The 22,366-nt window shown below is 32.8% G+C and carries 24 protein-coding genes; 19 read left to right on the top strand and 5 right to left on the bottom strand.

Annotated elements, in window-relative coordinates; genetic code table 11:
* Positions 1-119 precede the first annotated feature (119 nt).
* Both JOOMADRAFT_RS08250 and JOOMADRAFT_RS08255 read left to right on the top strand, forming a co-directional pair.
* Positions 120-425, top strand: coding sequence for a hypothetical protein (locus JOOMADRAFT_RS08250; RefSeq protein ID WP_008612525.1), 306 nt, complete (start codon positions 120-122; stop codon positions 423-425).
* A gap of 16 nt (positions 426-441) precedes the next feature.
* Positions 442-780: a tRNA-binding protein gene (locus tag JOOMADRAFT_RS08255; RefSeq protein WP_008612526.1), complete on the top strand. Its 339-nt coding sequence runs from the start codon at positions 442-444 to the stop codon at positions 778-780.
* Between the two features lie 108 nt (positions 781-888).
* On the opposite strand, the gene JOOMADRAFT_RS08260 is transcribed toward JOOMADRAFT_RS08255, so the two are convergent.
* Together JOOMADRAFT_RS08260 and JOOMADRAFT_RS08265 are read right to left on the bottom strand one after the other, a co-directional pair.
* Positions 889-1,275 (bottom strand): PUR family DNA/RNA-binding protein, encoded by a 387-nt coding sequence (locus JOOMADRAFT_RS08260; protein ID WP_008612527.1) that lies wholly within the window; start codon positions 1,273-1,275, stop codon positions 889-891.
* A 76-nt stretch (positions 1,276-1,351) separates the two neighbouring features.
* Positions 1,352-3,109, bottom strand: coding sequence for an ABC transporter ATP-binding protein (locus JOOMADRAFT_RS08265; protein ID WP_008612528.1), 1,758 nt, complete (start codon positions 3,107-3,109; stop codon positions 1,352-1,354).
* A 139-nt stretch (positions 3,110-3,248) separates the two neighbouring features.
* Between JOOMADRAFT_RS08265 and JOOMADRAFT_RS08270 the strand changes: the two genes are divergently transcribed.
* The 4 genes from JOOMADRAFT_RS08270 (at position 3,249) to yajC (ending at position 6,354) form a co-directional block, all read left to right on the top strand.
* The gene (locus JOOMADRAFT_RS08270) at positions 3,249-4,352 is read left to right on the top strand and encodes a Glu/Leu/Phe/Val family dehydrogenase (RefSeq protein ID WP_008612529.1); all 1,104 of its coding nucleotides are present in this window, start codon (positions 3,249-3,251) and stop codon (positions 4,350-4,352) included.
* A 179-nt stretch (positions 4,353-4,531) separates the two neighbouring features.
* Positions 4,532-5,473 carry a transcription antitermination factor NusB gene (gene nusB, locus JOOMADRAFT_RS08275; RefSeq protein ID WP_040879620.1) on the top strand — a complete coding sequence of 314 codons (942 nt, stop codon included), beginning with the start codon at positions 4,532-4,534 and terminating at the stop codon, positions 5,471-5,473.
* Between the two features lie 93 nt (positions 5,474-5,566).
* Positions 5,567-6,034, top strand: a complete 468-nt coding sequence (locus JOOMADRAFT_RS08280; RefSeq protein ID WP_008612531.1) for a DUF1573 domain-containing protein — start codon at positions 5,567-5,569, stop codon at positions 6,032-6,034.
* Positions 6,035-6,054: 20 nt separating this feature from the next.
* Entirely contained in the window at positions 6,055-6,354 is a 300-nt protein-coding gene (yajC, locus tag JOOMADRAFT_RS08285; RefSeq protein WP_008612532.1) for a preprotein translocase subunit YajC, read from the top strand.
* 82 nt (positions 6,355-6,436) lie between these two features.
* On the opposite strand, the gene JOOMADRAFT_RS08290 is transcribed toward yajC, so the two are convergent.
* A complete protein-coding gene (locus JOOMADRAFT_RS08290) occupies positions 6,437-7,030 on the bottom strand; it encodes a YdeI/OmpD-associated family protein (protein ID WP_008612534.1) in 594 nt (197 codons plus the stop codon).
* The gene (pepT, locus tag JOOMADRAFT_RS08295) at positions 7,017-8,255 is read right to left on the bottom strand and encodes a peptidase T (protein ID WP_008612536.1); all 1,239 of its coding nucleotides are present in this window, start codon (positions 8,253-8,255) and stop codon (positions 7,017-7,019) included. The genes JOOMADRAFT_RS08290 and pepT overlap by 14 nt, the downstream gene beginning before the upstream one ends.
* Positions 8,256-8,616: 361 nt before the next feature.
* Between pepT and JOOMADRAFT_RS08300 the strand changes: the two genes are divergently transcribed.
* From JOOMADRAFT_RS08300 to guaB, 11 genes are all read left to right on the top strand, one after another.
* The gene (locus JOOMADRAFT_RS08300; protein ID WP_008612537.1) at positions 8,617-9,633 is read left to right on the top strand and encodes a quinone-dependent dihydroorotate dehydrogenase; all 1,017 of its coding nucleotides are present in this window, start codon (positions 8,617-8,619) and stop codon (positions 9,631-9,633) included.
* A gap of 5 nt (positions 9,634-9,638) precedes the next feature.
* Positions 9,639-10,256, top strand: a complete 618-nt coding sequence (locus JOOMADRAFT_RS08305; protein WP_008612538.1) for a LysE family translocator — start codon at positions 9,639-9,641, stop codon at positions 10,254-10,256.
* A 344-nt stretch (positions 10,257-10,600) separates the two neighbouring features.
* Positions 10,601-11,239 carry a hypothetical protein gene (locus JOOMADRAFT_RS08310; RefSeq protein ID WP_169313485.1) on the top strand — a complete coding sequence of 213 codons (639 nt, stop codon included), beginning with the start codon at positions 10,601-10,603 and terminating at the stop codon, positions 11,237-11,239.
* Between the two features lie 74 nt (positions 11,240-11,313).
* Positions 11,314-11,817 (top strand): hypothetical protein, encoded by a 504-nt coding sequence (locus JOOMADRAFT_RS08315; RefSeq protein ID WP_008612540.1) that lies wholly within the window; start codon positions 11,314-11,316, stop codon positions 11,815-11,817.
* A 10-nt stretch (positions 11,818-11,827) separates the two neighbouring features.
* The gene (locus JOOMADRAFT_RS08320; protein WP_008612541.1) at positions 11,828-12,565 is read left to right on the top strand and encodes a curli assembly protein CsgE; all 738 of its coding nucleotides are present in this window, start codon (positions 11,828-11,830) and stop codon (positions 12,563-12,565) included.
* A gap of 9 nt (positions 12,566-12,574) precedes the next feature.
* On the top strand, positions 12,575-12,979 hold the full coding sequence (locus JOOMADRAFT_RS08325; RefSeq protein ID WP_008612542.1) for a curli production assembly/transport component CsgF: 405 nt from the start codon (positions 12,575-12,577) through the stop codon (positions 12,977-12,979).
* Positions 12,980-12,988: 9 nt separating this feature from the next.
* Entirely contained in the window at positions 12,989-14,377 is a 1,389-nt protein-coding gene (locus JOOMADRAFT_RS08330; RefSeq protein WP_008612543.1) for a CsgG/HfaB family protein, read from the top strand.
* Positions 14,378-14,388: 11 nt separating this feature from the next.
* A complete protein-coding gene (locus JOOMADRAFT_RS08335) occupies positions 14,389-15,879 on the top strand; it encodes a carboxypeptidase regulatory-like domain-containing protein (protein ID WP_008612544.1) in 1,491 nt (496 codons plus the stop codon).
* A 98-nt stretch (positions 15,880-15,977) separates the two neighbouring features.
* The gene (locus tag JOOMADRAFT_RS08340) at positions 15,978-16,637 is read left to right on the top strand and encodes an HAD family hydrolase (protein ID WP_008612545.1); all 660 of its coding nucleotides are present in this window, start codon (positions 15,978-15,980) and stop codon (positions 16,635-16,637) included.
* A complete protein-coding gene (locus tag JOOMADRAFT_RS08345) occupies positions 16,637-17,500 on the top strand; it encodes a hydroxymethylglutaryl-CoA lyase (RefSeq protein WP_008612546.1) in 864 nt (287 codons plus the stop codon). Before JOOMADRAFT_RS08340 ends, JOOMADRAFT_RS08345 begins: the two co-directional genes overlap by 1 nt.
* A gap of 168 nt (positions 17,501-17,668) precedes the next feature.
* Entirely contained in the window at positions 17,669-19,141 is a 1,473-nt protein-coding gene (gene guaB, locus JOOMADRAFT_RS08350; RefSeq protein ID WP_008612548.1) for an IMP dehydrogenase, read from the top strand.
* Positions 19,142-19,467: 326 nt separating this feature from the next.
* On the opposite strand, the gene JOOMADRAFT_RS08355 is transcribed toward guaB, so the two are convergent.
* The gene (locus JOOMADRAFT_RS08355; protein ID WP_008612549.1) at positions 19,468-19,713 is read right to left on the bottom strand and encodes a hypothetical protein; all 246 of its coding nucleotides are present in this window, start codon (positions 19,711-19,713) and stop codon (positions 19,468-19,470) included.
* 309 nt (positions 19,714-20,022) lie between these two features.
* Here JOOMADRAFT_RS08355 and JOOMADRAFT_RS08360 point away from each other — a divergent pair, with 309 nt between their 5' ends.
* Both JOOMADRAFT_RS08360 and JOOMADRAFT_RS08365 read left to right on the top strand, forming a co-directional pair.
* Positions 20,023-20,898: a hypothetical protein gene (locus JOOMADRAFT_RS08360; protein WP_008612550.1), complete on the top strand. Its 876-nt coding sequence runs from the start codon at positions 20,023-20,025 to the stop codon at positions 20,896-20,898.
* A gap of 6 nt (positions 20,899-20,904) precedes the next feature.
* On the top strand, positions 20,905-22,365 hold the full coding sequence (locus tag JOOMADRAFT_RS08365) for a peptidylprolyl isomerase (protein WP_008612551.1): 1,461 nt from the start codon (positions 20,905-20,907) through the stop codon (positions 22,363-22,365).
* The last annotated feature ends 1 nt before the right edge of the window (position 22,366 follow it).

The raw sequence follows: 22,366 nt of genomic DNA on the forward strand, positions 1-22,366 counted from the left end.
TTTAAAAAAGAGTTTGGCAAGTACTTTATAAAAACCTTTCTAAATCATAAAAAAAGATTAAATTTTTGGACACTCTTTTTGTTGTTTGTAACTTTTATTGAAACCAAAGAAAAAGAACAATGGAAAAGTCATATGAAAGTTTATCGGTAGCTATTGAAGCATTAAAAAAAGAGGGTTATACAGAAGATTATAACTTATGCGATGCTGGCGTGGAAAATAAATCAAGAAAGAAAATACATAAAGCTGAAGAGTTAGAAATTGTAAAACATTATCGTTTTGAAGGAATGACGAATCCAGATGACAGTTCGGTATTGTATGTTATTGAAACTTCAGAAGGGGATAAAGGTCTTTTGGTAGATGCGTATGGGGCATATTCTGGAAACGTATCTCGAGAAATGATAGAAAAATTAAAACCTAAACATTGATTAGATTAAAATTAAAATGACAGATTTAAGTTGGAGTGATTTCCAAAAAGTAGAAATGCGTGTAGGAACGGTTATAGAAGTAAAGGATTTTCCAGAAGCAAGAAATCCAGCCTACAAATTGAATATTGATTTTGGAGCAGAAATAGGTGTCCGAAAAACATCAGCTCAAATTACAAAACGGTATAAAAAAGAGGATTTAGTAAATAAGCAAGTAATTGCAGTTGTGAATTTTCCTAAAAAACAAATAGCAAATTTTATGAGTGAATGCTTGGTTATTGGAGCAGTAGGAGAGGAAGGAGATGTAGTACTCCTAAATCCAGATTTTAAAGTTGAAAATGGTTTAAGAATAGGTTAATCCTTTGTAGAAGGTATATTCTCCTGAGCTGATTATTAATTTAAAAACAATAAAAAGGCTGTCTGAAATTATTTCAGACAGCCTTTTGTGTTTTGAGATTGACGTTTTTTATATGTCGTCGAAACTAATATCTGTAAACTTTTCAGTAGTCACTTCTTCTAAATTAGAGCCATCTTCTTCATCAGAATAAGTTTCCTTTTTAAAATCTTTTTGATGACGTTCAGAAATTACTTCTTCACCTTTTTCATTAATAACAAAGTCAATCATTTCTTCTAAATTCTCTTTAAAAGCAGCAAAATCTTCTTTGTATAGATAAATCTTGTGTTTCTTGTAGTGGTAAGATCCGTCGTCATGGGTAAATTTCTTACTTTCAGTAATTGTTAAGTAATAATCTCCCGCTTTCGTTCCTCTAACATCAAAGAAGTAAGTTCTTCTTCCAGCTCTCAACACTTTAGAGAATATCTCATCTTTCTCTACAAAACCTTTATCGCTCATAATTCCTCTAAATACTTTTTATTATTGTTAACAAAATCAAAAATGTGAAAAAAAATGAAATGAAACAACAATTTTTCTAGTTTTCTTTTTCTGACAGCTGATTTAAGTATAGTTCATGGTAATACCCTTTTTTGGTTATTAGCTGATTATGAGTTCCTTGCTCTGTAATTTCACCATCTTCTAAGACAATAATTTTATCTGCATTTTTAGCTGAAGAAATACGATGACTTACAATAATTGTGGTGCTTTTCTCTGAAACTTGCTTTAAATTAGTTAAAATTTCCTCCTCTGTTTCGGTGTCAACAGCAGATAAGCAGTCGTCGAATAAATATATTTTAGGTTTTTTAATCAAAGCTCTCGCTATAGAAACACGTTGTTTCTGACCTCCACTAAGTGTTAAACCTCTTTCTCCAAGTACAGTATCGTATTTTTTAGTAAACTCAATAATATTTTTATGTACTGCTGCTTTTTTGGCAGCGGTTTCTATTTCTTCTTGTGTGGCATTTTTATAGCCGAATTTAATATTGTTTCCAATAGAGTCGGAAAATAAAAAGGCATCTTGTGGAACGGCACCTATTTCATTTCTTAAATCTGTTAGGTTTAAGGTTTCTATAGGTTTGTTATCTATTAGAATGCTTCCAGAAGTAACATCATAAAGTCTGCCGATAAGGTCTAGTATGGTAGATTTTCCAGAGCCAGTTTTTCCTATAATAGCAAATGTTTCTCCTTGATTTATGGTAAACGAAACATTTTTTAATGCGGTAATATTAGTGTCGTCATAAGTAAAAGTAACGTCCTTAAATTCAATTTTGCCATTTATTTCTGAAGGTTCTTCTGTAGGGTTTTTTATTTCAGGATCAAGATCTAAAAACTCATTAATCCTTTTTTGAGAAGCTTCTGCACGTTGTACTATTGAGGTAACCCAGCCAACAGTTGCTACGGGCCAAGTAAGCATATTTACGTAAATAATAAATTTTAGAATAACTCCAGTAGTAGCAATTTCACCATTTATATATTGCATCCCACCAACATAAATAACAAAAATATTACTGATTCCAATTAACAAAAGCATCAAAGGAAAAAACCAAGCATTTACTTTGGCTAAATCCATATTTGTATTCTTACCTTCTAGAGCTAACTCATCTACTTGAGCTCCGATTCTTTTTTCTATTCCGTAGGCTTTTATTACAGAAATTCCAGAAAAAGATTCTTGTGTAAATGTTGATAATTTAGAAAGGTATTGCTGTACTTTGGTGCTTCGTTTATGAATTATTTTACTGATATTATATATTAAGACCGATAAAATAGGAAGCGGAATAAGTGTATATGCAGCTAGTTTTGGTGCAGTATAAAACATTAAAGGAATTACACATAAAAATAAGGTAATGGTTTGAATGCTATATAGAATTGCAGGGCCAGCATACATACGTACTTGTCCTACATCTTCACTAATACGATTCATCAAATCTCCAGTTCTATTTTTCTTGTAAAAGTTTAATGAGAGTCGTTCATACTGCTCGTAAACTTCATTTTTTAAGTCAAATTCAATATATCTTGATATATTAATAATGGTTTGACGCATTAAAAAAGTAAACAAAGCAGAGAGTGCTGCCGAGCCAATAATGATGATTATATAGCGTAAAAGTTTGGCTTTAACTGTAGAAAGATCAGCGTTTTCATTTAAGATATATTCCTCTACAGCGTTCACAGATTGCTCTACATATTCTGGTAAAACTAATTTAAAGACCGTAGCAAGAATAGTAATAAAAACCCCAATGATTAATTTCCACTTATATTTCTTAAAGAATTTGTTAATATATTTTAGTTCCTTCATTACTTTACTCTAAAATCGATTTTTTTGATAAATCCTCAATATGAGGGCTATTTTTAGCTTTTATGTTGAAATATTCGTATTTTTGCGCCGTTATATTGTCGATTTAAAAATATAAAGCAAATAAAAAACGAAAATTAATATGGTGTCAGAAATTATAAATCCTACAGAACTTAAAAAAGTTGATCCAGTGTTTGGTCAACTTTCTTTTAACGATCATGAGCAGATTGTTTTCTGTCAGGACAAAGATACAGGATTAAAAGCAATAATAGGAATTCATAACACAGTTTTAGGACCTGCTTTAGGAGGTACTAGAATGTGGAATTATGAAAATGAATGGGAAGCTTTAAACGATGTTTTACGTCTTTCTCGTGGAATGACTTATAAATCAGCTATTACTGGATTAAATCTTGGTGGTGGAAAAGCCGTAATTATTGGAGATGCAAAAACGCAGAAAAATCCTGCGTTAATGAAACGTTTTGGGGAGTTTGTACATTCTTTAAGTGGGAAATATATTACTGCTGAAGATGTTGGAATGGAAACTGCCGATATGGATACTGTTAGAGAGGTTACACCTTATGTAACAGGAATCTCTGAGGAAAAAGGAGGTGCTGGAAACCCGTCGCCAATTACCGCATACGGTGTGTTTATGGGGATGAAAGCAGCTGCAAAGTACCAATTTGGAGATGATAGTTTAGAAGGAAAAAGAGTTTTAGTACAAGGGGTTGGTCACGTAGGAGAGACTTTAGTAGACCACTTATACAATGAAGGTGCACAATTGTTTATTTCTGATATAAATGAAGCAAGACTTTTAGAGTTAAGCAAAAAGTACAAAGCACAGATTATAGCAGGAAATGAAATTTTTAATCAGGATTTAGATGTATATGCTCCTTGTGCTTTAGGTGCTACTATAAATGATGCTACTGTAAATGAAATTAAAGCTAAAGTAATTGCAGGAGCAGCTAATAATCAGCTTGCAGATGAGAAAGTTCATGGAGCTATCTTAAAAGAAAGAGGAATTGCATATGCTCCAGATTTCTTAATTAATGCAGGAGGAATTATAAATGTATATGCAGAATTAGAAGGATATGATAAAAAAGAAATCCTTAGAAAAACTGAAAATATTTATAAAACTACCCTAGATATTTTTAGTCATGCAGATAAAAATGAGTGTACTACACATCAATCTGCGCTAAGCATTGCACAAAGCAGAATAGATAACCGAAAATTAGCATTGAAAAAATAAGAAGGTTTCTAAAATAATATTATTTTTGCAGGGCGAAAGGATAATTCCTTTTCGCCCTTTTTATTGGATGTCTTCAACTTTTTTTTGAGGTATTCAAAATAAATAAAACTAATTTCGACATTTATGTCGTGTAATCGTGCCCTTAAAAAGGGTTAATTTAGGTAAGAAAGTTCTTAAGCATGTTAACAAGAAGACACATCAGAGTTAAAGTAATGCAATCTGTTTATGCATTCATTCAATCAAAAAACACTGATTTAGGTAAAGAAGAAAAATTTTTATCATCCAGTATGGAGAATATGTACAATTTGTACTTAACGCTCGTAAGTTTACTGGTTGAAGTACAAAAAACGGCTGAAGAGCAACTTACCCTATCCCAAAAAAAATACCTCGCTACAAATGAGGAGAAAAATCCGAAACGCAAATTTATTGATAACCCAATTTTACAGCAATTAGTAAACGATACTGTTTTAGCTGAAAAATTGGAAAATAGACATATAAGTTGGGAGTTAGATGAAGAGTATGTAAAAATTATTTACAGAGCTATTCTTGAAAGCGATCTATATAAGGAGTATATGGCTAAAGAAGCTACCGATTTTAAAGATGATAAAAAACTAATATTAGATTTATATCAAAAGGTTATTGCGCCCAATGAAAAGTTATACGAATATATAGAAGACAAAAAACTTACTTGGGTTGACGACCTTCCGTTAGTAAACACGCTTTTAGTGAAGATGATTAAGAAGCTCAAGAAAGATGCTCCTGAAGATTATTTCCATCCTTCATTATTTAAAGATCAAGATGATAAGATTTTTGCAAGTGAATTGTTTAAGAAGACTATTTTAAATGATGAAAGAATTCAGCAAGAAATAGAAGGAAAAACTCCAAATTGGGATACCGATAGAATTGCAGAATTGGATGCTATTTTATTGAAAATGGCAATATGCGAGTTTTTGAAATTCCCTTCCATTCCTGTTAAGGTTACTATTAATGAATATTTAGAAATAGCCAAAGAATACAGTACTCCAAAGAGTAGTATTTTTATAAATGGAATTTTAGATAAATTGGTAAAAGAGTACGAAGCTAACAATACGTTAAATAAGTCCGGTAGAGGTTTGATGTAATTAAAATATTACTACTTTTGTTGATTAATGCTAGGGGTTTTTAATATAATCCTCAAAAATTAACCACTTATTAAAAATTAAAATCTTTTAAAAATGAAAAAAGTCTTTTTAATATTAACGATTGCAGCAGCAGTTAGTTTTACATCTTGTAAAGACAATGCAACTAATAAAGTAAATTCTGACAATGTTGCCAAAGCAGAGCAACGTGACGAAGCAGCTAAAAAAATGCCAGTAATGACATTTGAAGAAACAGAATTTGATTTTGGAAACATTCCTCAAGGACAAACAGTGGAAAAAGTTTTCAAATTTAAAAATACTGGAGACGCTCCTTTAGTAGTTACCGATGCAAAAAGTAGTTGTGGATGTACAATCCCACAAAAACCAGAAGCACCAGTTGCTCCAGGAGAGACAGGAGAAATTTTAGTAAAATACAATGGTAGTGGAAGAAATGCAGTAACTAAAACAGTTACTATTACTGCTAATACCGAAAAAGGAACAGAACAATTAAGAATAAAAGCGTTTGTAGAAGCTAAAGATGCTGCAGCGCTACCAAAAGCATAAGCATAAATAAATAAATTTTAATGGAAGCAATAAATCAGTTTGCACCTTTTCTTTTAATTTTTGCTGTGATGTATTTTTTTATGATACGTCCACAGATGAAAAAACAAAAACAAGAAAAGAAGTTTGCACAAGAATTAAAGAAAGGAGATCGTGTAGTTACTAAAAGTGGTCTTCATGGTAAAATAGTAGATTTAAACAACGATAATACGTGCATTATCGAATCGATGGCAGGTAAAATGAAGTTTGAACGTTCAGCACTTTCTTTAGAGCTTTCTCAAAAATTAAATGCACCAGCAACGCCTGTTAAAGAAAAGAAATAAGCGTTAAGAGAAATAAAATAAAAAGCACCAATTTTAAAAAATTGGTGCTTTTGCTTTTTAAGGAATTCAGATTCTGCTAGGATTAGCTTTTCTTGTATTTAACATAAAGTCCTTTGCCTTGTTCTATTAAAGGAATTATTTTGTTGATTCTGTTTTGTTGGGTAGTTTCTTTTTTTGCTTCAGCAATGTACTCATGATATTCTCTTTGCTTTCCTTTGGTAAGCTCCATAAAGCACTTTTTTAGTTCTAAATTCTCTTCAAGTGCAAGCATCAATGCATGAGATTGGATTTCCTTTTTCTTCGGAATTACTACAGATTTTCCTTCTTTATGATTAAAAATAGCTTCGTTGAGATATGTTTTAATCAGATTTATATTTATTTCTTCAACCGATTTGAAGCGCCATTGTCTTAACGCAACTGTTTTTCCTTCCTGAGCATTTATTAAAACTTTAGCTTTATCTTTTAGCAAGGCGCCGTTATGAAACCACAATCCAACATAGGATTTAAAAGCTGCAATTCCCACTATATTTTTATTTGATAGCGTATAGGTAGGAACTCCCCATTTTATAGTTTCTTCCATTTCTGTTGTATTTATAACAGAACGAAGCATGGAGAGTTCTTCTTTCCATGGTACGTTTGAAGCAATATATTCTTCTACATTATTAGGCTTCGTCATTATAATATTTAGCAGTTAGCTCAATAATTTTTACAATTACATCGGTGGCTCTTTTCATGCTTTCTACGGGGACATATTCGTACCTTCCGTGGAAATTATGTCCGCCAGCAAATATATTAGGGCATGGAAGTCCCATATAAGAAAGTTGAGAACCATCTGTTCCGCCACGAATAGGTTTTATAAGAGGTTCAATTTCTAAATCCTTCATGGCTTGTTCTGCAATGTCAACAATATGCATAACAGGCTCGATCTTTTCTTTCATATTATAGTATTGGTCTTTTATTTCAATAGAAATAATATCTCCAAAACGTTCTGTTAAGTCAAAAACTACACGTTGTAATAGTTCTTTTCTGGCATCAAACTTATCTCGGTCATGGTCTCTTATAATCCCGTTTATTTCGGCATATTCCACATCTCCTTTAAAATCGTAAAAGTGAAAAAAGCCTTCTCGGTAACTAGTAAATTGTGGCATTTCTTTTTTAGGCATTAATGATAAAAATTCGTTTGCTATGATTACTGCGTTTATCATTTTACCTTTTGCATAGCCAGGATGTACGCTTTTGCCTTGTACTTTTATTTTGACAGAAGCGGCATTAAAATTTTCATATTCAAGTTCTCCAATTTGAGACCCGTCCATGGTGTATGCCCATTGTGCTCCAAATTTTTTGACATCAAATTTATGAGCGCCCCTACCAATCTCTTCATCTGGAGTGAAGGCAACTCTTACAGGGCCGTGGTGAATATGAGCATTATTAATTAAGTATTCCATAGCAGTAACAATTTCTGTTATTCCTGCTTTATCATCGGCACCTAATAAGGTATTCCCATCGGTGGTTATGAGGGTTTGTCCTTTATATTGTTTTAAATCGCTGAAATAATTAGGAGAAAGGATAATGTTTTTTTCTTCGTTTAAAATAATGTCATTTCCATCATAATTCTCTATAATTTGCGGATTTACATTGGTTCCAGAAAAATCTGGAGAGGTGTCAAAATGCGAAATAAATCCAATAGTAGGCACTTCTCTGTCGAGATTTGAGGGAAGCGTAGCCATAACATAAGCGTTTTCATCAATAGAAACATCTTCCATGCCAATAGCTTTTAATTCTTCGGCTAGTTTATTGGCAAGATTCCATTGCTTTTCTGTGCTTGGTGTAGTGTTACTATTAGGATCGGACTGAGTGTCTATTTTTACATAGCTTATAAAACGGTCAATTATATTTTGCATAGAATTCTTTTTTATCAAAAATAATATATTAGTTGGAATGTGGATTATTTGTAGGGCGGAATATTAAATCCCTCATTGAGGGTTTTGTTCCCCAGAGCCTGTCCTGAGTATCTTGAAGGGTTCTACGTCGAAATGGATTAAAATATTTTTTCTTTGAATACCTCGTAGGTTTGCCTCGAGGTAGTTGCTAGTTAATAACTGGCACTAGTACCTAGCCCCGATTGAGCGTACTACCGTGTAGTAGTGAAAGCGGGCAACAGCTTACCCTAAAAAAACAAAGACATAATGCTTCATAAATTAATTATTAAAAAGAAAGCATTAATTTTTAAGTTTAAGTATTTTTGCGCAAACAAGCATATCCATGTATAAATTACTGATAAGACCTATATTTTTTCTTTTTGACCCAGAAGCGGTACATCATTTTACATTTTCGGTTGTTAAATTTATAAATAGAATTCCTGGAGTTTCGGCTTTACTGCGAGCTATTTATTTAATTGATGACAAACGATTAGAGCGTGAAGTATTTGGATTGAAGTTTAAAAATCCAGTTGGATTGGCGGCTGGATTTGATAAAGATGCAAAATTATATAAGGAATTTTCAAATTTTGGATTCGGATTTATAGAAATTGGAACATTAACACCTAAACCGCAACCTGGAAACCCTAAAAAACGATTGTTTAGATTAATAAGCGATAAGGCAATTGTAAATAGAATGGGGTTTAATAATGGAGGTGTTGAGGAGGCTGTTGCCCGTTTGAAGTCTAATAAAAATGTTTTAATTGGTGGGAATATTGGAAAAAATAAAGTTACCCCCAATGAAGATGCTGTTGAAGATTATAAAATTTGTTTTGAAGCATTGTATCCTTATGTTGACTATTTTGTAGTAAATGTAAGTTCTCCAAACACTCCTAATTTACGTGCATTACAAGATAAAGAACCTTTAACGGCCTTATTAAACACGTTGCAGCAATTAAATGAGAAGAAGGAAAAAGCAAAACCTATTTTATTGAAAATAGCTCCAGACCTAACCGATAGTCAGTTACTAGATATTGTAGACATTGTTATTACTACCAAAATTGCTGGCGTTATTGCAACCAATACTACTATTAGTAGGAAAGGGTTAATTTCCGAGAATAAAAATGAAATGGGAGGGATGAGTGGAATGCCGCTTAGAGAACGTTCTACTGCGGTGATAAAATTTCTTGCTGAAAAAAGTAATGGGGCGTTTCCTATTGTTGGTGTTGGCGGGATTCATTCTCCTGAGGATGCTATTGAAAAATTAAATGCTGGAGCCTCTTTGGTTCAGCTGTATACTGGTTTTATTTATGAGGGGCCAGCTATTATCAAAAAAATAAATAAAGCCATTCTTAAAAAGTAACTATTTTGGATATAGAAGTGTTAACTGCATTTGTTTTGGCATCGGCTGCTTTGGCTGTTGCACCAGGTCCAGATAACATTTATGTACTCATGCAAAGTATGGTGCATGGACGTAAAAGCGGAATTGCTACGGTATTGGGATTAATGTCGGGCTGTTTGGTACATACAACTTTAGTGGCTTTTGGAGTTTCTGTTATTATTAAGCAAAACGAAATTTTGTTTACTATTCTTAAAGTATTTGGTGCATTATACCTATTGTATTTGGCTTATAGTGTTTATAGAAGTAGTGATGTAATTGATTTGTCTAATAATAAGGTTTCAAAAAAATCTTTTAAATCTCTCTTTGTACAAGGTTTTTTTATGAATGTTCTCAATCCTAAAGTTTCTATTTTCTTTTTGGCTTTCTTTCCAGGGTTTTTATTTAGTAATTCTATAAATTCAATTTATCAGTTATATATATTAGGAGGAATCTTTATAATTGTTTCGTTTTTTGTGTTCTTATTTATTGTTTTATTGGCAAGTAAAGTTGCTTCTTATATTATGACTCATAAAAATATTGGGCTGTTGTTTAAATGGCTTCAAATAATAGTTTTTATTACAATAGCATTTTTTATTTTCGTTTAGGGTTAATTTTCTTTCATTTTCTTTACATATAATATAGTTTTTTTTCTATTCTAAGTAATTTTTTTACTTCATGAAAGATAAAGATTACACGAAAAGTTGAATAATTTATTCACTTTAGCAAGTAATTTTGTTTTTCATCGAGATTTAGTTGGAAAATTTTAAAGCATTAATACTTTTACACTGTTGTTAAGAAATTCTTAATGAACACTGCCCCAGAATGAGAGTATGCTATTAGTTCTTCCCCCGAACGCTCTAGATTATTAATATTTTAACCATTTAAATATCTATCTATTATGAAAAAAGTAATTTTTTGCGCTGGGGCGCTATTGTGTGGAGCTACAATGATGGCTCAAAGTAACTTCGGTTTATCAACTCAGGTTGGAACTGAAAATGAAGTAACTGTTAGTCAGACTGGTACATTAAATGCCTCTCTTGTTGGACAAGATGGTGTTAAGAACGAAACTACTGTAACTCAAGTAGGTTTTGCGAGTGCAGCTTTAGTTACTCAAGACGGTCGCCGTAACTCTGCGGATGTTAACCAAGCTATGGGGCCATTAAACCTTGCTATTGTTGATCAAGACGGAAGAAGAAATGAGGCCGATGTTGATCAAATTGGGGTATTAAACGTTGCTTCAGTTAGTCAAGACGGTAGAAGAAACTCTTCTACTCAATTCCAATTAGGTGCTGGTAACTTAGCTGTTGATAGCCAAACAGGAAGAAGAAATGATGCAGACACGTATCAATTAGGTTTTCTTAACCAGAGTTATGTAACTCAAGATGGTCGTAGAAACTCTGCATTAGCTGTTCAAACTGGTATTGGTAACATGAGTAATGTAAATCAATCAGGAATGGATCACCGTGCTTTAACAGTTCAGACTGGTACTGGGAACATGAGTGGAATTACTCAAACTGGTGATGCTCACTTAGCTGTTTCTCTTCAAGCAGGTTCTGGTAATATGGCTACTTACACTCAGTCAAACTAAGAACAATTTTAGTTAATTAACACACTAATAAAGCTAGTAAGGGGTTTTCCCTTACTAGTTTTTATATAGCCAAAATGAAAGCAATAAATAAAATATTTATAGTTATTGGATTGATGTGTTCCTTGAGTACTTTTTCGCAATCTCCTAACGAAAAAGATTTTAAAAAAAATAGAATGCTAAATCAGCATTTAATTTCTTCTCAACAGAATAATTCATCCTCTTCTGTAGCATTAGCATACAATGTAAATAGTGTTAATATACAGCAAGTTGGTCATTATAATTCCATAAAAGTGAATTATGTATCTAAAAATTCTTCCTCTGAGTTAACTCAATATGGGAACTCAAATAAAATTACTCAATACAAAAACTCCCAAACACTTAACGAAAAAATTTATCAGAAAGGTACTAACAATGAAGTATTTGAAATTTCAAATAGGCCAATGGAGTCCTCCAATTCTCAGGTAGTACAAAAGGGTACTAATTTACGTGTAGAAAAATATGGCACCAATAGTATTGGCGCTAATATGAAAATTAATATGGACGGTACTAACAGGACAGTTATTATTAGAAATTTTTAGGAAATAAAATGTGGTAACAATAGTAAGACTTATAGTTTGTGTTGCCATTTATTTAATGGGAACTCTAGTTAACGGTCAGAACTTTAATAAAGAAGTTGATGCTCAAATAGTAGTGGGTGGCCCTAAAGAAGCTATGTTTTTATTATCTGGATATGCAGAGAATAAAACAAATACAAGCTATAGTTTGTCTTATAAATTCTCTAGTATAACAAAGGTGAATGATAGTTCTATACTAAAAGAAACTAAAGAAAATAGATTTACACTACAGCCTTTTGAGACTAAAAAAATAGACGAATTTCTTATAGAAAAGAATGACTCAGTACAATCTATAGCCTTATTGTTATTGTATAATGAAGGGGAACTGATAAGTACAAAAAGGGTTTTAGTTAATCCAAAAGAAGAGGAGCAGTCTAAGCAGTCTTATAATAAAATGAATGAAGGGATTAAATTGAGAGGTTTTGTAAATGATAATACCAAAACAAAGGCAGGGAGAGACTTTTATAATTTTTTCTATCAAAACTATAATATGAGTCCAATTCAGTCTGATAAAATTGTAAAGATTGAAGAAATTGTAAGTTTTGGAAGAACTACAAGGTTAACGGTTAAAGTGGGAGACGATTTAGTATATCAGTTTTTTGCGCAACCCAAATTAGACTTTTTAAAGGAGCAAGCTAAAAATGCTTTAATGAGAGTAAACCAGTACATATACCAACAAAAGCAACGTAACGAATATCAAGTAAAATATTAAACTCTAACAATGAAAACACTAGTAATATTAACGCTATTATTTACCTTCTCAGGGCTGTCTGCACAAGCATTAGTGTATACGCCTAAGAATCCAAATTTTGGTGGAAACAGCTATAATTATCAATGGTTGTTGAGTTCTGCAGATGCACAAAATTCTTTTGAGGACCCAGATGGAGATGATGCATTCGATCAAAAAACACAATTAGAATCTTTTAAAGAAAATCTAAATGCCCAAATTTTAAGTCAGCTAAGTAGGAAATTATTTGAAGATGAGTTTGGAGATGGCCCTATAGAGGCTGGGCGTTATAATTTCGGAGGGTTGGCTGTAGATGTATATCCTTCAAATGGAGGATTAATTGTAGATATTTTAGATACCGAAACAGGAGAGCAAACCCAGGTCGTAGTACCAAATTAATGATGAATTATGTTTTATCGAATCTTAACCATTATTACTTTATTATTCTTAACAAGCTGTGGTTCTTATTTTAATCAGCCAGTAGATTTTACAGAGGCTAGAATAGGAGAAAATACAGACGTTACAAAACGCCTCAATAATTTGCCAGAGCCTAAAGAAAAGGTTGTTGTAGGGGTTTATAATTTTAGAGACCTTACTGGGCAATACAAACCAACAGAATTAGGAAGCACTTTTAGTACAGCTGTAACTCAAGGAGGTACAGCTATTCTAATAAATGCCATGGAAGATTCTGGATGGTTTACTCCAATAGAACGAGAAAATATTGGAAACCTATTAAATGAGCGTAATATTATTCGTTCTACCAGAGAGGAGTACCAAGGAAATCAAGGGCAACCCAATGTGCCTCCATTGTTATTTGCGGGAGTGCTCTTTGAAGGGGGAATTGTTTCTTACGATTCTAATATTATTACTGGGGGAATGGGAGCTCGTTATTTTGGTGTTGGCGGGAGTACGCAATACCGTCAAGATCGAGTTACAGTATATTTAAGAGCAATTTCTACGTCCAGTGGTAAAATCCTTAAAAATATTTATGTTTCTAAAACCATACTTTCTCAGGCGTTAGATGCAAGTTTGTTTAAATATGTAAAGTTTCAGCGACTTTTAGAGGCCGAAGTAGGTTTTACTAGAAATGAGCCTGTGCAATTGGCAGTAACGGAAGCTATAGAAAAAGCAGTGGAAGGTATGATTGTAGAGGGGATTGAATCGGATCTCTGGCATGCTAAAGATGGGGGAGAAGTTGAGGAAATATTGGTAAATCAATATAAAGAGGAAAAAGAGGAGGCAGAACTAACTAAATTATACGATAGAAAATATATAAACAGACTGTACAATAGTACCATAGGGATAAGTGTTGGGGGAGCTCTAATTTCTGGAGATTACAATGCCGCAGAATTAAGACCTTCATTTAAGTTTGATTATAATTATAGGATTTCTCCTTATTTCTCCTACAATATTAGTAGTAGTTTTTTTGAGCTTAATAATAAAGTTAGATACAGCAGGAAATTTGCTTCTATAGATTCAAATCTGGGAATTACTTTTTTACCAAACGACGACTTAACTCCTTATGTATACGGAGGAGGGGGAATTCTTTTTGGTTTTGATAATGATGATACCCCAGCAGATAGCGAAAGCACCTTTTTTAAAATGCAATATGGAGTAGGTTTAGAATACTTTGTTAATCAGAAGTTCTCTGTTAAGTTATTTGCAGATCAAAATATAACTTTTTCAGACGACTTAGATTATTTGGTGAATGGAACTAGAGATGATTATTATTTCAATTTCGGAATTGGGGTCAATTTTACTCTAGGTGTTAAAAATAAATTTCAATCGAAAAAATAAAAAATCATAGTATGAACCTATTTAGACAATTCATATTCATAGTACTAATAGTAAGTGTGATTGCATGTAGCGAAGATACTGTAGATAATTATGGAACTGGTGTTATTACAGGCAAGGTGGTGCTGGAAGGAGATAATAGTCCTCTTGAAAACGTAAAAGTATCAACAAGTCCAAGTTCTACAACCGTTTTTTCTGATGAAAATGGAGATTTTATATTAAATGAAATAGTAGAGGGAGATTATTCTGTTCAAGCGCAAAAAACGGGTTATATAACTGGAGTAGAGGGTGCTACCTTAAAGGCTGGACAAACAATTAATGTTATTTTTGAACTTCAGACAGAAACAGCCAACAATAAACAACCTTCAGCTCCAGAGTTATTATTTCCTGAAGATGAAGCTACAAACCAAGAATTAGAAATACAATTTGCTTGGAATTCTGTAGATAAAGAGGGCGATGAACTAACTTATAAGTTAGAGTTAAAAAATAGTGTAAATAGTGATGTTATTACCATTGAAGATATAAAAGATACCTTATATACTATTTCTGAATTAAATTATGGATATAAATATTTTTGGCAAGTCTCAGCTTCAGACAGTATTAACGGACCAGTTTTAAGTAAAGTGCAAACCTTTAAAACAAAGCCCTTACCAGCTTACGGTTATGTGTTTGTAAGAGAAATAGATGGAAATAATGTGATCTTTTCTATAGATGAAGAAGGAAATGAGAATCAGCTTACAAGTAGTGCTTTAAATAGCTTTAGGCCAAAGCTAAATGCTAGAGGGAATAAAGTAGCTTTTTATAGAACAGTTTCTGGGATGACTCAGCTATTTACTATGGATTTAGATGGGAGTAATTTAAAACAACTTACAAAATCTATCCCAGCAAATTCTATAAATAATGAAGAGATTGGATTTTGTTGGGCAGATAGAGATGCTGCAATTATATACCCTAATTTCGAAAATCTCTTTAAAATTAATATAAACGGCGGTGATAGTCAGCTTATATACACCGCACAAAGTGGGCGTTATATTATGGATGCTGCTCAAAGTTTGGATCGGTCAAAAATAGCTGTATTGGAAACTAATATTTCTGGATATGAAGGCTCTGTGTATGTTGTAGACGCTTCTGGAGCTCTTTTAACTACTGTTATTAGCGGGGTAAAAGGAGCCGTTGGGGGAGTAGATATTTCAATAGATGGAAATAAAGTTTTGTATACGCATGATATTTCTGAGTTTGAAAATGAAAATCAAAGAATGCTAAATTCAAAAGTATTCTTATATGATATTGCCTTGGGAACGGCAACAAATATTAGCGATAATAAGCCAAATGGAACTAATGATACAGATCCTAGCTTTTCTGCTAATGAGGCAGCTATACTTTTGGTAAATGCTCCTAATAACAACACAAATGCTACTACAGCAACCACGGTGGAAATAGAAGAAGACAATACGCCAGGAGGTAGAGAGGCTTTAGTTGAAAATTCTAAAATGCCAAGTCAATAGTCAGAAATAAACTGTGTCTAAATAAAGATAACGCAGCCATAGAAAATACTTGTGTAAGCTAAGTAGGTTGTTTACCTTTGATTTAAACCTGATAGATTTTGATAAAAGACCATTTTATTTTTGATATGGACGGAGTTATTGTAGATAGCGAACCGGCTCATAAAGAAATATTGAAGAAAGTTTTTGAGGAATTGAGTTTAGATTTTTCCGATGCTTACCATCAAACATTAGTTGGGATGGCAGCCATTCCTATGTGGGAAAAAATTAAGTTGGATTTTGATATAGAAACTAATGCCAGAGAATTGATGAATTTTCATAAAGAGTTTCTTTTTATCGAAATGGACGCTCAAAGTGTTGAAGCTGTTCCTGGAGTTTTAGATTTTCTTCAGCAATTAAAAACTTTAGATTTTAGAATTTCATTAGCATCGTCTTCTTCCATTAAGCTTATTGAGCAATTTATAAACAACCTTGAAATAACTTCTTATTTTGATTATTTGGTGAGTGGGGAAAATGTGGTAAGAAGCAAGCCCAATCCTGATATTTTTTTAAAAGTAGCCGATAATTATAAGGTGGATCCAGCTCGATTTTTGGTAATTGAAGATAGTCGAAATGGAGTGAAAGCAGCTAAAGCAGCTGGAATGACTTGTATTGGGTTTAGGAATGTAAATTCTGGAAACCAAGATTTGTCATCTGCAGATATTATTGTTGATTCTTTTGCTGAATTAACTTCAGAAAAAATAAAACAATTGGCTTCTTAATGGAATCTGTAAAAATCATAGAATGCCCTCGGGATGCTATGCAAGGAATAAAAGATTTTATTCCTACAGAAAAAAAGGTGCAATACATCCAATCACTGCTACGTTGTGGTTTTGATACCATAGATTTTGGGAGTTTTGTTTCTCCTAAAGCAATTCCGCAAATGGTAGATACTGCGGAAGTTTTGTCGCGTTTGGATCTTACAGAAACCAGAAGTAAGTTATTAGCAATTGTAGCGAATGTTCGTGGAGCAGAAGATGCTTGTAAACATCCTGAAATTGATTATTTAGGTTATCCTTTCTCTATTTCAGAAAATTTTCAAATGCGTAACACACACAAAACTATTAAGGAAAGTGTGGCTGTTCTTTCAGAAATTTTAGAGCATGCTTATAAAAGTAATAAGAAAGTGGTGGCGTATTTGTCTATGGGTTTTGGAAATCCATATGGCGATCCATGGAATGTAGAAATTGTAGGGGAGTGGACCGAAAAGTTGTCCAGTATGGGTGTGGAAATTCTCTCATTGTCGGATACTGTAGGAACTTCTAATCCAGAAACAATTAATTATCTGTTTTCTAATCTAATTCCTAAATATCCTAAAATAGAATTTGGAGCACATTTACACACAACCCCAAATAGTTGGCATGAAAAAGTGGATGCTGCATACAAAGCAGGATGCAGACGTTTTGACGGAGCCATTCAAGGGTTTGGAGGTTGCCCAATGGCCGCCGATGAACTTACTGGGAATATGCCAACCGAAAAATTATTCTCCTATTCAAATTCAGTAAAAGCAAACTCAAATATAAAAGCAATGAGTTTTGAAAGCGCTTATAATGAAGCTTTGAAAGTTTTTAAATTTTATCATTAATTGAGTTAAGTATATTATTAATACTATTATTTCTGTTTTACTGTTTATTTTTAATAGAATGAAACGATATTTTATGAATAAAGTTAAGATATTCATAAAATAAAAAACAGGTAGTTTGTTACTGAAAAAAGCAGTATATTTGCGTGCAACTAAATGATAAGTTGCAATATGGATGCTCACAAAAACAAGTTTGTTGGCGAAGGATTAACTTACGACGATGTCCTACTCGTTCCTAACTATTCTGAGGTTTTACCCCGCGAAGTTAGTATACAAACAAAATTCACAAAAAACATAAAAATTAATGTGCCAATTGTCTCTGCGGCAATGGATACAGTTACCGAAAGTAGAATGGCAATTGCCATGGCTAGAGAAGGTGGTATTGGTGTTTTGCATAAAAACATGAGTATTGAACAGCAGGCACTTAAGGTTAGGAAAGTAAAGCGTGCAGAAAGTGGTATGATTATCGATCCTGTTACTTTGCCTCTAACTGCCACTGTGGAAGATGCTAAAAATAGCATGCGTGAGCATAGTATTGGAGGAATCCCAGTAGTAGATGAGGATGGTTTTTTAAAAGGAATTGTTACTAACCGAGATCTTCGTTTTGAGAAAATAAACAAGCGTCCTATTGTTGAGGTAATGACCAGCAAGAATTTAGTAACAGCAGCCGAAGGAACTTCTTTGGATGATGCTGAAGGGATTTTACAACAACATAAAATAGAAAAACTTCCTGTAGTAGCCGATGATAATAAGCTTATTGGGCTCATTACTTTTAGAGATATTACAAAACTTACACAAAAACCTATTGCTAATAAAGATATCTTTGGGCGTTTGAGAGTAGCCGCAGCTATTGGGGTTACAGGAGATGCGCTGGATAGAGCAAAAGCATTGGTTTACGCTGGTGTTGATGCGGTAGTTATAGATACTGCACATGGGCATACTAGAGGGGTAGTTACAATTTTAAAAGAAGTTAAAAAGGAATTTCCAGATTTAGAAGTAGTAGTAGGGAATATTGCAACTCCAGAAGCTGCTAAATATCTTGTAAAAAATGGAGCAGATGCCGTAAAGGTTGGGATTGGTCCAGGTTCTATCTGTACTACAAGAGTGGTTGCAGGTGTTGGTTTTCCTCAGTTTTCTGCGGTTTTAGAAGTAGCTGCAGCGCTTAAAGGAACTGGAGTGCCAGTAATTGCAGATGGAGGAATTCGTTATACAGGAGATATTCCAAAGGCAATTGCAGCTGGTGCAGATTGCGTAATGTTAGGGTCTCTTTTAGCAGGAACAAAAGAATCTCCAGGAGAAACTATTATATACGACGGTAGAAAATATAAATCGTATCGTGGAATGGGTTCTGTTGAAGCGATGCAACACGGAAGTAAAGATCGTTATTTTCAAGATGTAGAAGATGATCTTAAAAAGCTAGTTCCTGAAGGAATTGTAGGACGTGTTCCATATAAAGGAGAGTTGTACGAAAGTATGCATCAATTTATTGGAGGTCTTCGTGCTGGAATGGGGTATTGCGGAGCTGATAGTATTGAAGCTTTAAAAGAGAATGGACGTTTTGTAAAAATTACTTCTAGCGGTATCCATGAGAGTCACCCACACGATGTAACTATTACAAATGAAGCACCTAATTATAGTAGGTAATTAGTTGTGTTAATATATAATGAAAGGGCAAGGTTTATTTCAACTTTGCCCTTTTTTATTATTAATCATTATTGTCTGATAAAAATAAAGGATCATTCCCAAAAGTTGTGTTTATGCAAAGTTGCACACAAAAAAACCTTCTTCTTAATAATCTCCTATACTTTTATATTTTCAACCCTTTGTGCTAAAATTTTTTAGCCATAGATACACGAATGGGTGTTTAAATTTTTTTTACCTTTTTTCTGTCTTCTGTCTTCTGTCTTCTGTCTTCTTGTCTCTTGTCTCCTGTCTCTTTGTTCTTACAGCGAAGTGGTCTTGTATGTTTACTATGCTTCTTCTTTATAATATTCTCCTCTTTGGGGTTTTAAAGCATCTCGAACTTGGATCATATGTTCCTTAGCAACAACAATAAAGGCAATAGCATGTTCATCTGGAATAATAACTTCATACCCAGATTTTACGTATGGAACCTTATCAATGGCCATAAATTCTTTTAAATGAATCTCATAATGCTTAGCAGTTTCAAGAGCAGTAGGACTTCTAAAATCCCATATTAGTTTTAATAATTGCATTTATAGTAATTTTTACAAAGATAAACATCGCTCTTAAATATCTTTCAAATAATAAATTTTAAGAGGATTACTTTTCCTGAAAATGAATAAATAAAGGAGCAACTGCAAACAACAAACTATCTTATAGCGTTGTTAAAATCCTTGGTTTATATACCCTAATTGTTATTTTTGTCCGAATTAAAGCTTTTGCTTTAATCCCTCATAGCGGGTTTAACTTCTTTGAAGCTTGTCCTGAGTTGAAATAAGTAAATTTATTTCGTTTATATTTTTTTGGACTTGTTTTTGAGGAAGTTGATTAATAAATTAATAATGCAAAGAAATTTAATAGCAATTTTATTGGTACTCCTCCTAACCTCGTGCGATTATTTTAAATCTGAGCCCGTGGAGAATCCTATAGCTCGTGTAGGAGAAAATTATTTAGTAAAATCTGATTTGAAAAAGATTTTAAATTCCAATATTACTAAAGAGGATAGTTTGATTGTAGTGAATAACTATATTCAAAATTGGGCGCAGCAACAAATATTTTTGGAGCGTGCAAAAATAAATCTTTCTGAGAATAAACAAATTCAGTTTGAAGAGTTAGTAAGGAAATATCGAGCAGACCTTTATATAAATGCATACAAAGAAGGTTTGGTAGACAAATCTATGGATACTACTGTAAGTAAGAAGGAGTTGGAAGCATTTTATGAAAGTCATAAAATTAATTTCAAGCTGAATGAAGATTTGGTAAAATTAAGGTACATTAGTTTACCAGTAGATTATGGAGAATTGTCTAGTATTAGAAAAGCTTTTAAAAGGTATAATGATGATGATAAGAGTTACCTTCAAAGTGAAGCTATAAAATTTAAAGCATATACTTTTAACGATTCTATTTGGGTAAAATCGTCTTCAGTAGTAAAAAAGATACCAAAAATAACCTCAGAAAATAAAGAGTCTTACTTAAAAAAATCACATTTTTTTGAGCTTTCCGATTCTTTAGGAGTATATTTGGTCACTGTAAATGAAGTGCTTAATCGTACAGAAACGGCTCCTTTGGAATATGTAGAGCCAACAGTAAAAAAAATTATTTTGAACAAGCGGAAGCTTACTTTTATAAAAAATCTTGAAAAAGATTTAATGGATGAAGCAACTAGAAAAAAAGAGTTTGAAATATTTGAAAATAATATACAATTCAATAAAAAATAATCAGAAATGAGTAAAGTTTTATATGTTGCAGGATTGATGTTGATGTTTGTAACAACTATGGTTGCACAAGAAAAGTCGGTAGATTCTTTAACAGTAACTTCTAATAAAATTTTAGCAGAAAATCCAGTTGCTACAAGTGGTACAGAAGCTACTGCGGTTGCAGATACAACAGCTGTAGATACCAAAAGAGAAAAAGTGGATGGTGTTACAGCAGTAGTTGGAGATTATGTAATATTAGAATCTGATATTGATAAAAGTTTTATCGATATGCAAACGCAAGGAGTTTCTACAAAAGGGATTACTCGTTGTCAAGTGTTAGGAAGATTAATGGAAGATAAGCTTTATGCGCATCAAGCAATTCAAGATAGTATTGTGGTTTCTGATGCTGAAATTAACAGCACCGTAGATCGTCAATTAAACTTTTTAGTGGGTCAAGTAGGTTCTATAGATAAACTTTTAGAGTTTTATAGAAAAGAAGATGAACAAAGTTTTAGAGAAGAGCTATTTGAAATTGTAAAAGCGCAGCAATTATCGCAGCGTATGCAGGCTAAAGTAGTGGAAGAAATTGAAATTACTCCAGAGGAAGTGCGTCAATGGTATAATGGTTTAGCTGAAGATGAAAAACCAGTTTTTGGAGATGAAGTAGAAATTGCTCAGATTGTAAAAGTACCAGAGCCTTCAGATAAAGAAGTGCAAGAGGTTATAGATAAGTTGAATGAATATAAACGAGATGTTGAGGAGAACGGTTCTAGTTTTGCTATAAAACAGACGCTATATTCTGACGATCCTGGGAAAAAAGAGAATGGAGGAGTCTATAAAATAAGTAAAAGTACTGGCTTTGTACAAGAATTTAAAGATGTTGCTTTTTCTTTAAAAGAAGGAGAAATATCAGATCCTTTTAAAACTATTTTTGGGTATCATATAATTTATGTTGAAAAAATAAGAGGTCAGGAAAGAGATATCCGTCATATATTATTGCGTCCAAAAATTTCAGAAGAAGCTATTCAAGAAACTAAAACAGAGTTAGATAGTATTCGTGCAAAAATATTAGAAGGAGAATTTACTTTTTCTGAAGCTGCGCGTAATTTTTCAGATGAAAAAGAAACCCGTTTTGATGGGGGAGTTTTAAGAAACCCTGAAACTTTTGATACTAAATTCGAGCTTACCAAAATGGATCCTACTTTGTACAGTCAGATTAGTCCATTACAGGGAGACGAAATTTCTCAGCCTTTAATGGAAGAAACTAGAACAGGAGTTCAGTTTAAACTTTTAAAAGTTATTACTAGATTTAAATCTCATAAAGCAGATTATTCTCAAGATTATGTAAAAATTAAAGAATTAGCTTTGAAGGAAAAGCAATTTGATGAGATAGCTAAATGGATGGACGAGAAAATAAAAGATACTTACATAAATGTAGCTGCAGATAGTAGAGACTGTGATTTTGCTAATAACTGGTTGAAAAAATAAT

Source organism: Galbibacter orientalis DSM 19592 (genome assembly GCF_000260115.1).
GTDB classification, from domain to species: Bacteria; Bacteroidota; Bacteroidia; order Flavobacteriales; family Flavobacteriaceae; genus Galbibacter; species Galbibacter orientalis.

What these genes read in the sequence shown, in the direction of transcription:
- JOOMADRAFT_RS08310 (WP_169313485.1), top strand. Translation starts at nt 10,601, where the DNA reads ATGGCTCAAAGTAACTTCGGTTTATCAACTCAGGTTGGAACTGAAAAT.
- JOOMADRAFT_RS08290 (WP_008612534.1), bottom strand. Translation starts at nt 7,030, where the DNA reads ATGACGAAGCCTAATAATGTAGAAGAATATATTGCTTCAAACGTACCA.
- JOOMADRAFT_RS08255 (WP_008612526.1), top strand. Translation starts at nt 442, where the DNA reads ATGACAGATTTAAGTTGGAGTGATTTCCAAAAAGTAGAAATGCGTGTA.
- JOOMADRAFT_RS08270 (WP_008612529.1), top strand. Translation starts at nt 3,249, where the DNA reads ATGGTGTCAGAAATTATAAATCCTACAGAACTTAAAAAAGTTGATCCA.
- nusB (WP_040879620.1), top strand. Translation starts at nt 4,532, where the DNA reads ATGTTAACAAGAAGACACATCAGAGTTAAAGTAATGCAATCTGTTTAT.
- JOOMADRAFT_RS08345 (WP_008612546.1), top strand. Translation starts at nt 16,637, where the DNA reads ATGGAATCTGTAAAAATCATAGAATGCCCTCGGGATGCTATGCAAGGA.
- JOOMADRAFT_RS08330 (WP_008612543.1), top strand. Translation starts at nt 12,989, where the DNA reads ATGTTTTATCGAATCTTAACCATTATTACTTTATTATTCTTAACAAGC.
- JOOMADRAFT_RS08265 (WP_008612528.1), bottom strand. Translation starts at nt 3,109, where the DNA reads ATGAAGGAACTAAAATATATTAACAAATTCTTTAAGAAATATAAGTGG.
- JOOMADRAFT_RS08365 (WP_008612551.1), top strand. Translation starts at nt 20,905, where the DNA reads ATGAGTAAAGTTTTATATGTTGCAGGATTGATGTTGATGTTTGTAACA.
- yajC (WP_008612532.1), top strand. Translation starts at nt 6,055, where the DNA reads ATGGAAGCAATAAATCAGTTTGCACCTTTTCTTTTAATTTTTGCTGTG.
- guaB (WP_008612548.1), top strand. Translation starts at nt 17,669, where the DNA reads ATGGATGCTCACAAAAACAAGTTTGTTGGCGAAGGATTAACTTACGAC.
- JOOMADRAFT_RS08325 (WP_008612542.1), top strand. Translation starts at nt 12,575, where the DNA reads ATGAAAACACTAGTAATATTAACGCTATTATTTACCTTCTCAGGGCTG.
- JOOMADRAFT_RS08250 (WP_008612525.1), top strand. Translation starts at nt 120, where the DNA reads ATGGAAAAGTCATATGAAAGTTTATCGGTAGCTATTGAAGCATTAAAA.
- JOOMADRAFT_RS08335 (WP_008612544.1), top strand. Translation starts at nt 14,389, where the DNA reads ATGAACCTATTTAGACAATTCATATTCATAGTACTAATAGTAAGTGTG.
- JOOMADRAFT_RS08280 (WP_008612531.1), top strand. Translation starts at nt 5,567, where the DNA reads ATGAAAAAAGTCTTTTTAATATTAACGATTGCAGCAGCAGTTAGTTTT.
- pepT (WP_008612536.1), bottom strand. Translation starts at nt 8,255, where the DNA reads ATGCAAAATATAATTGACCGTTTTATAAGCTATGTAAAAATAGACACT.
- JOOMADRAFT_RS08315 (WP_008612540.1), top strand. Translation starts at nt 11,314, where the DNA reads ATGAAAGCAATAAATAAAATATTTATAGTTATTGGATTGATGTGTTCC.
- JOOMADRAFT_RS08360 (WP_008612550.1), top strand. Translation starts at nt 20,023, where the DNA reads ATGCAAAGAAATTTAATAGCAATTTTATTGGTACTCCTCCTAACCTCG.
- JOOMADRAFT_RS08355 (WP_008612549.1), bottom strand. Translation starts at nt 19,713, where the DNA reads ATGCAATTATTAAAACTAATATGGGATTTTAGAAGTCCTACTGCTCTT.
- JOOMADRAFT_RS08260 (WP_008612527.1), bottom strand. Translation starts at nt 1,275, where the DNA reads ATGAGCGATAAAGGTTTTGTAGAGAAAGATGAGATATTCTCTAAAGTG.
- JOOMADRAFT_RS08300 (WP_008612537.1), top strand. Translation starts at nt 8,617, where the DNA reads ATGTATAAATTACTGATAAGACCTATATTTTTTCTTTTTGACCCAGAA.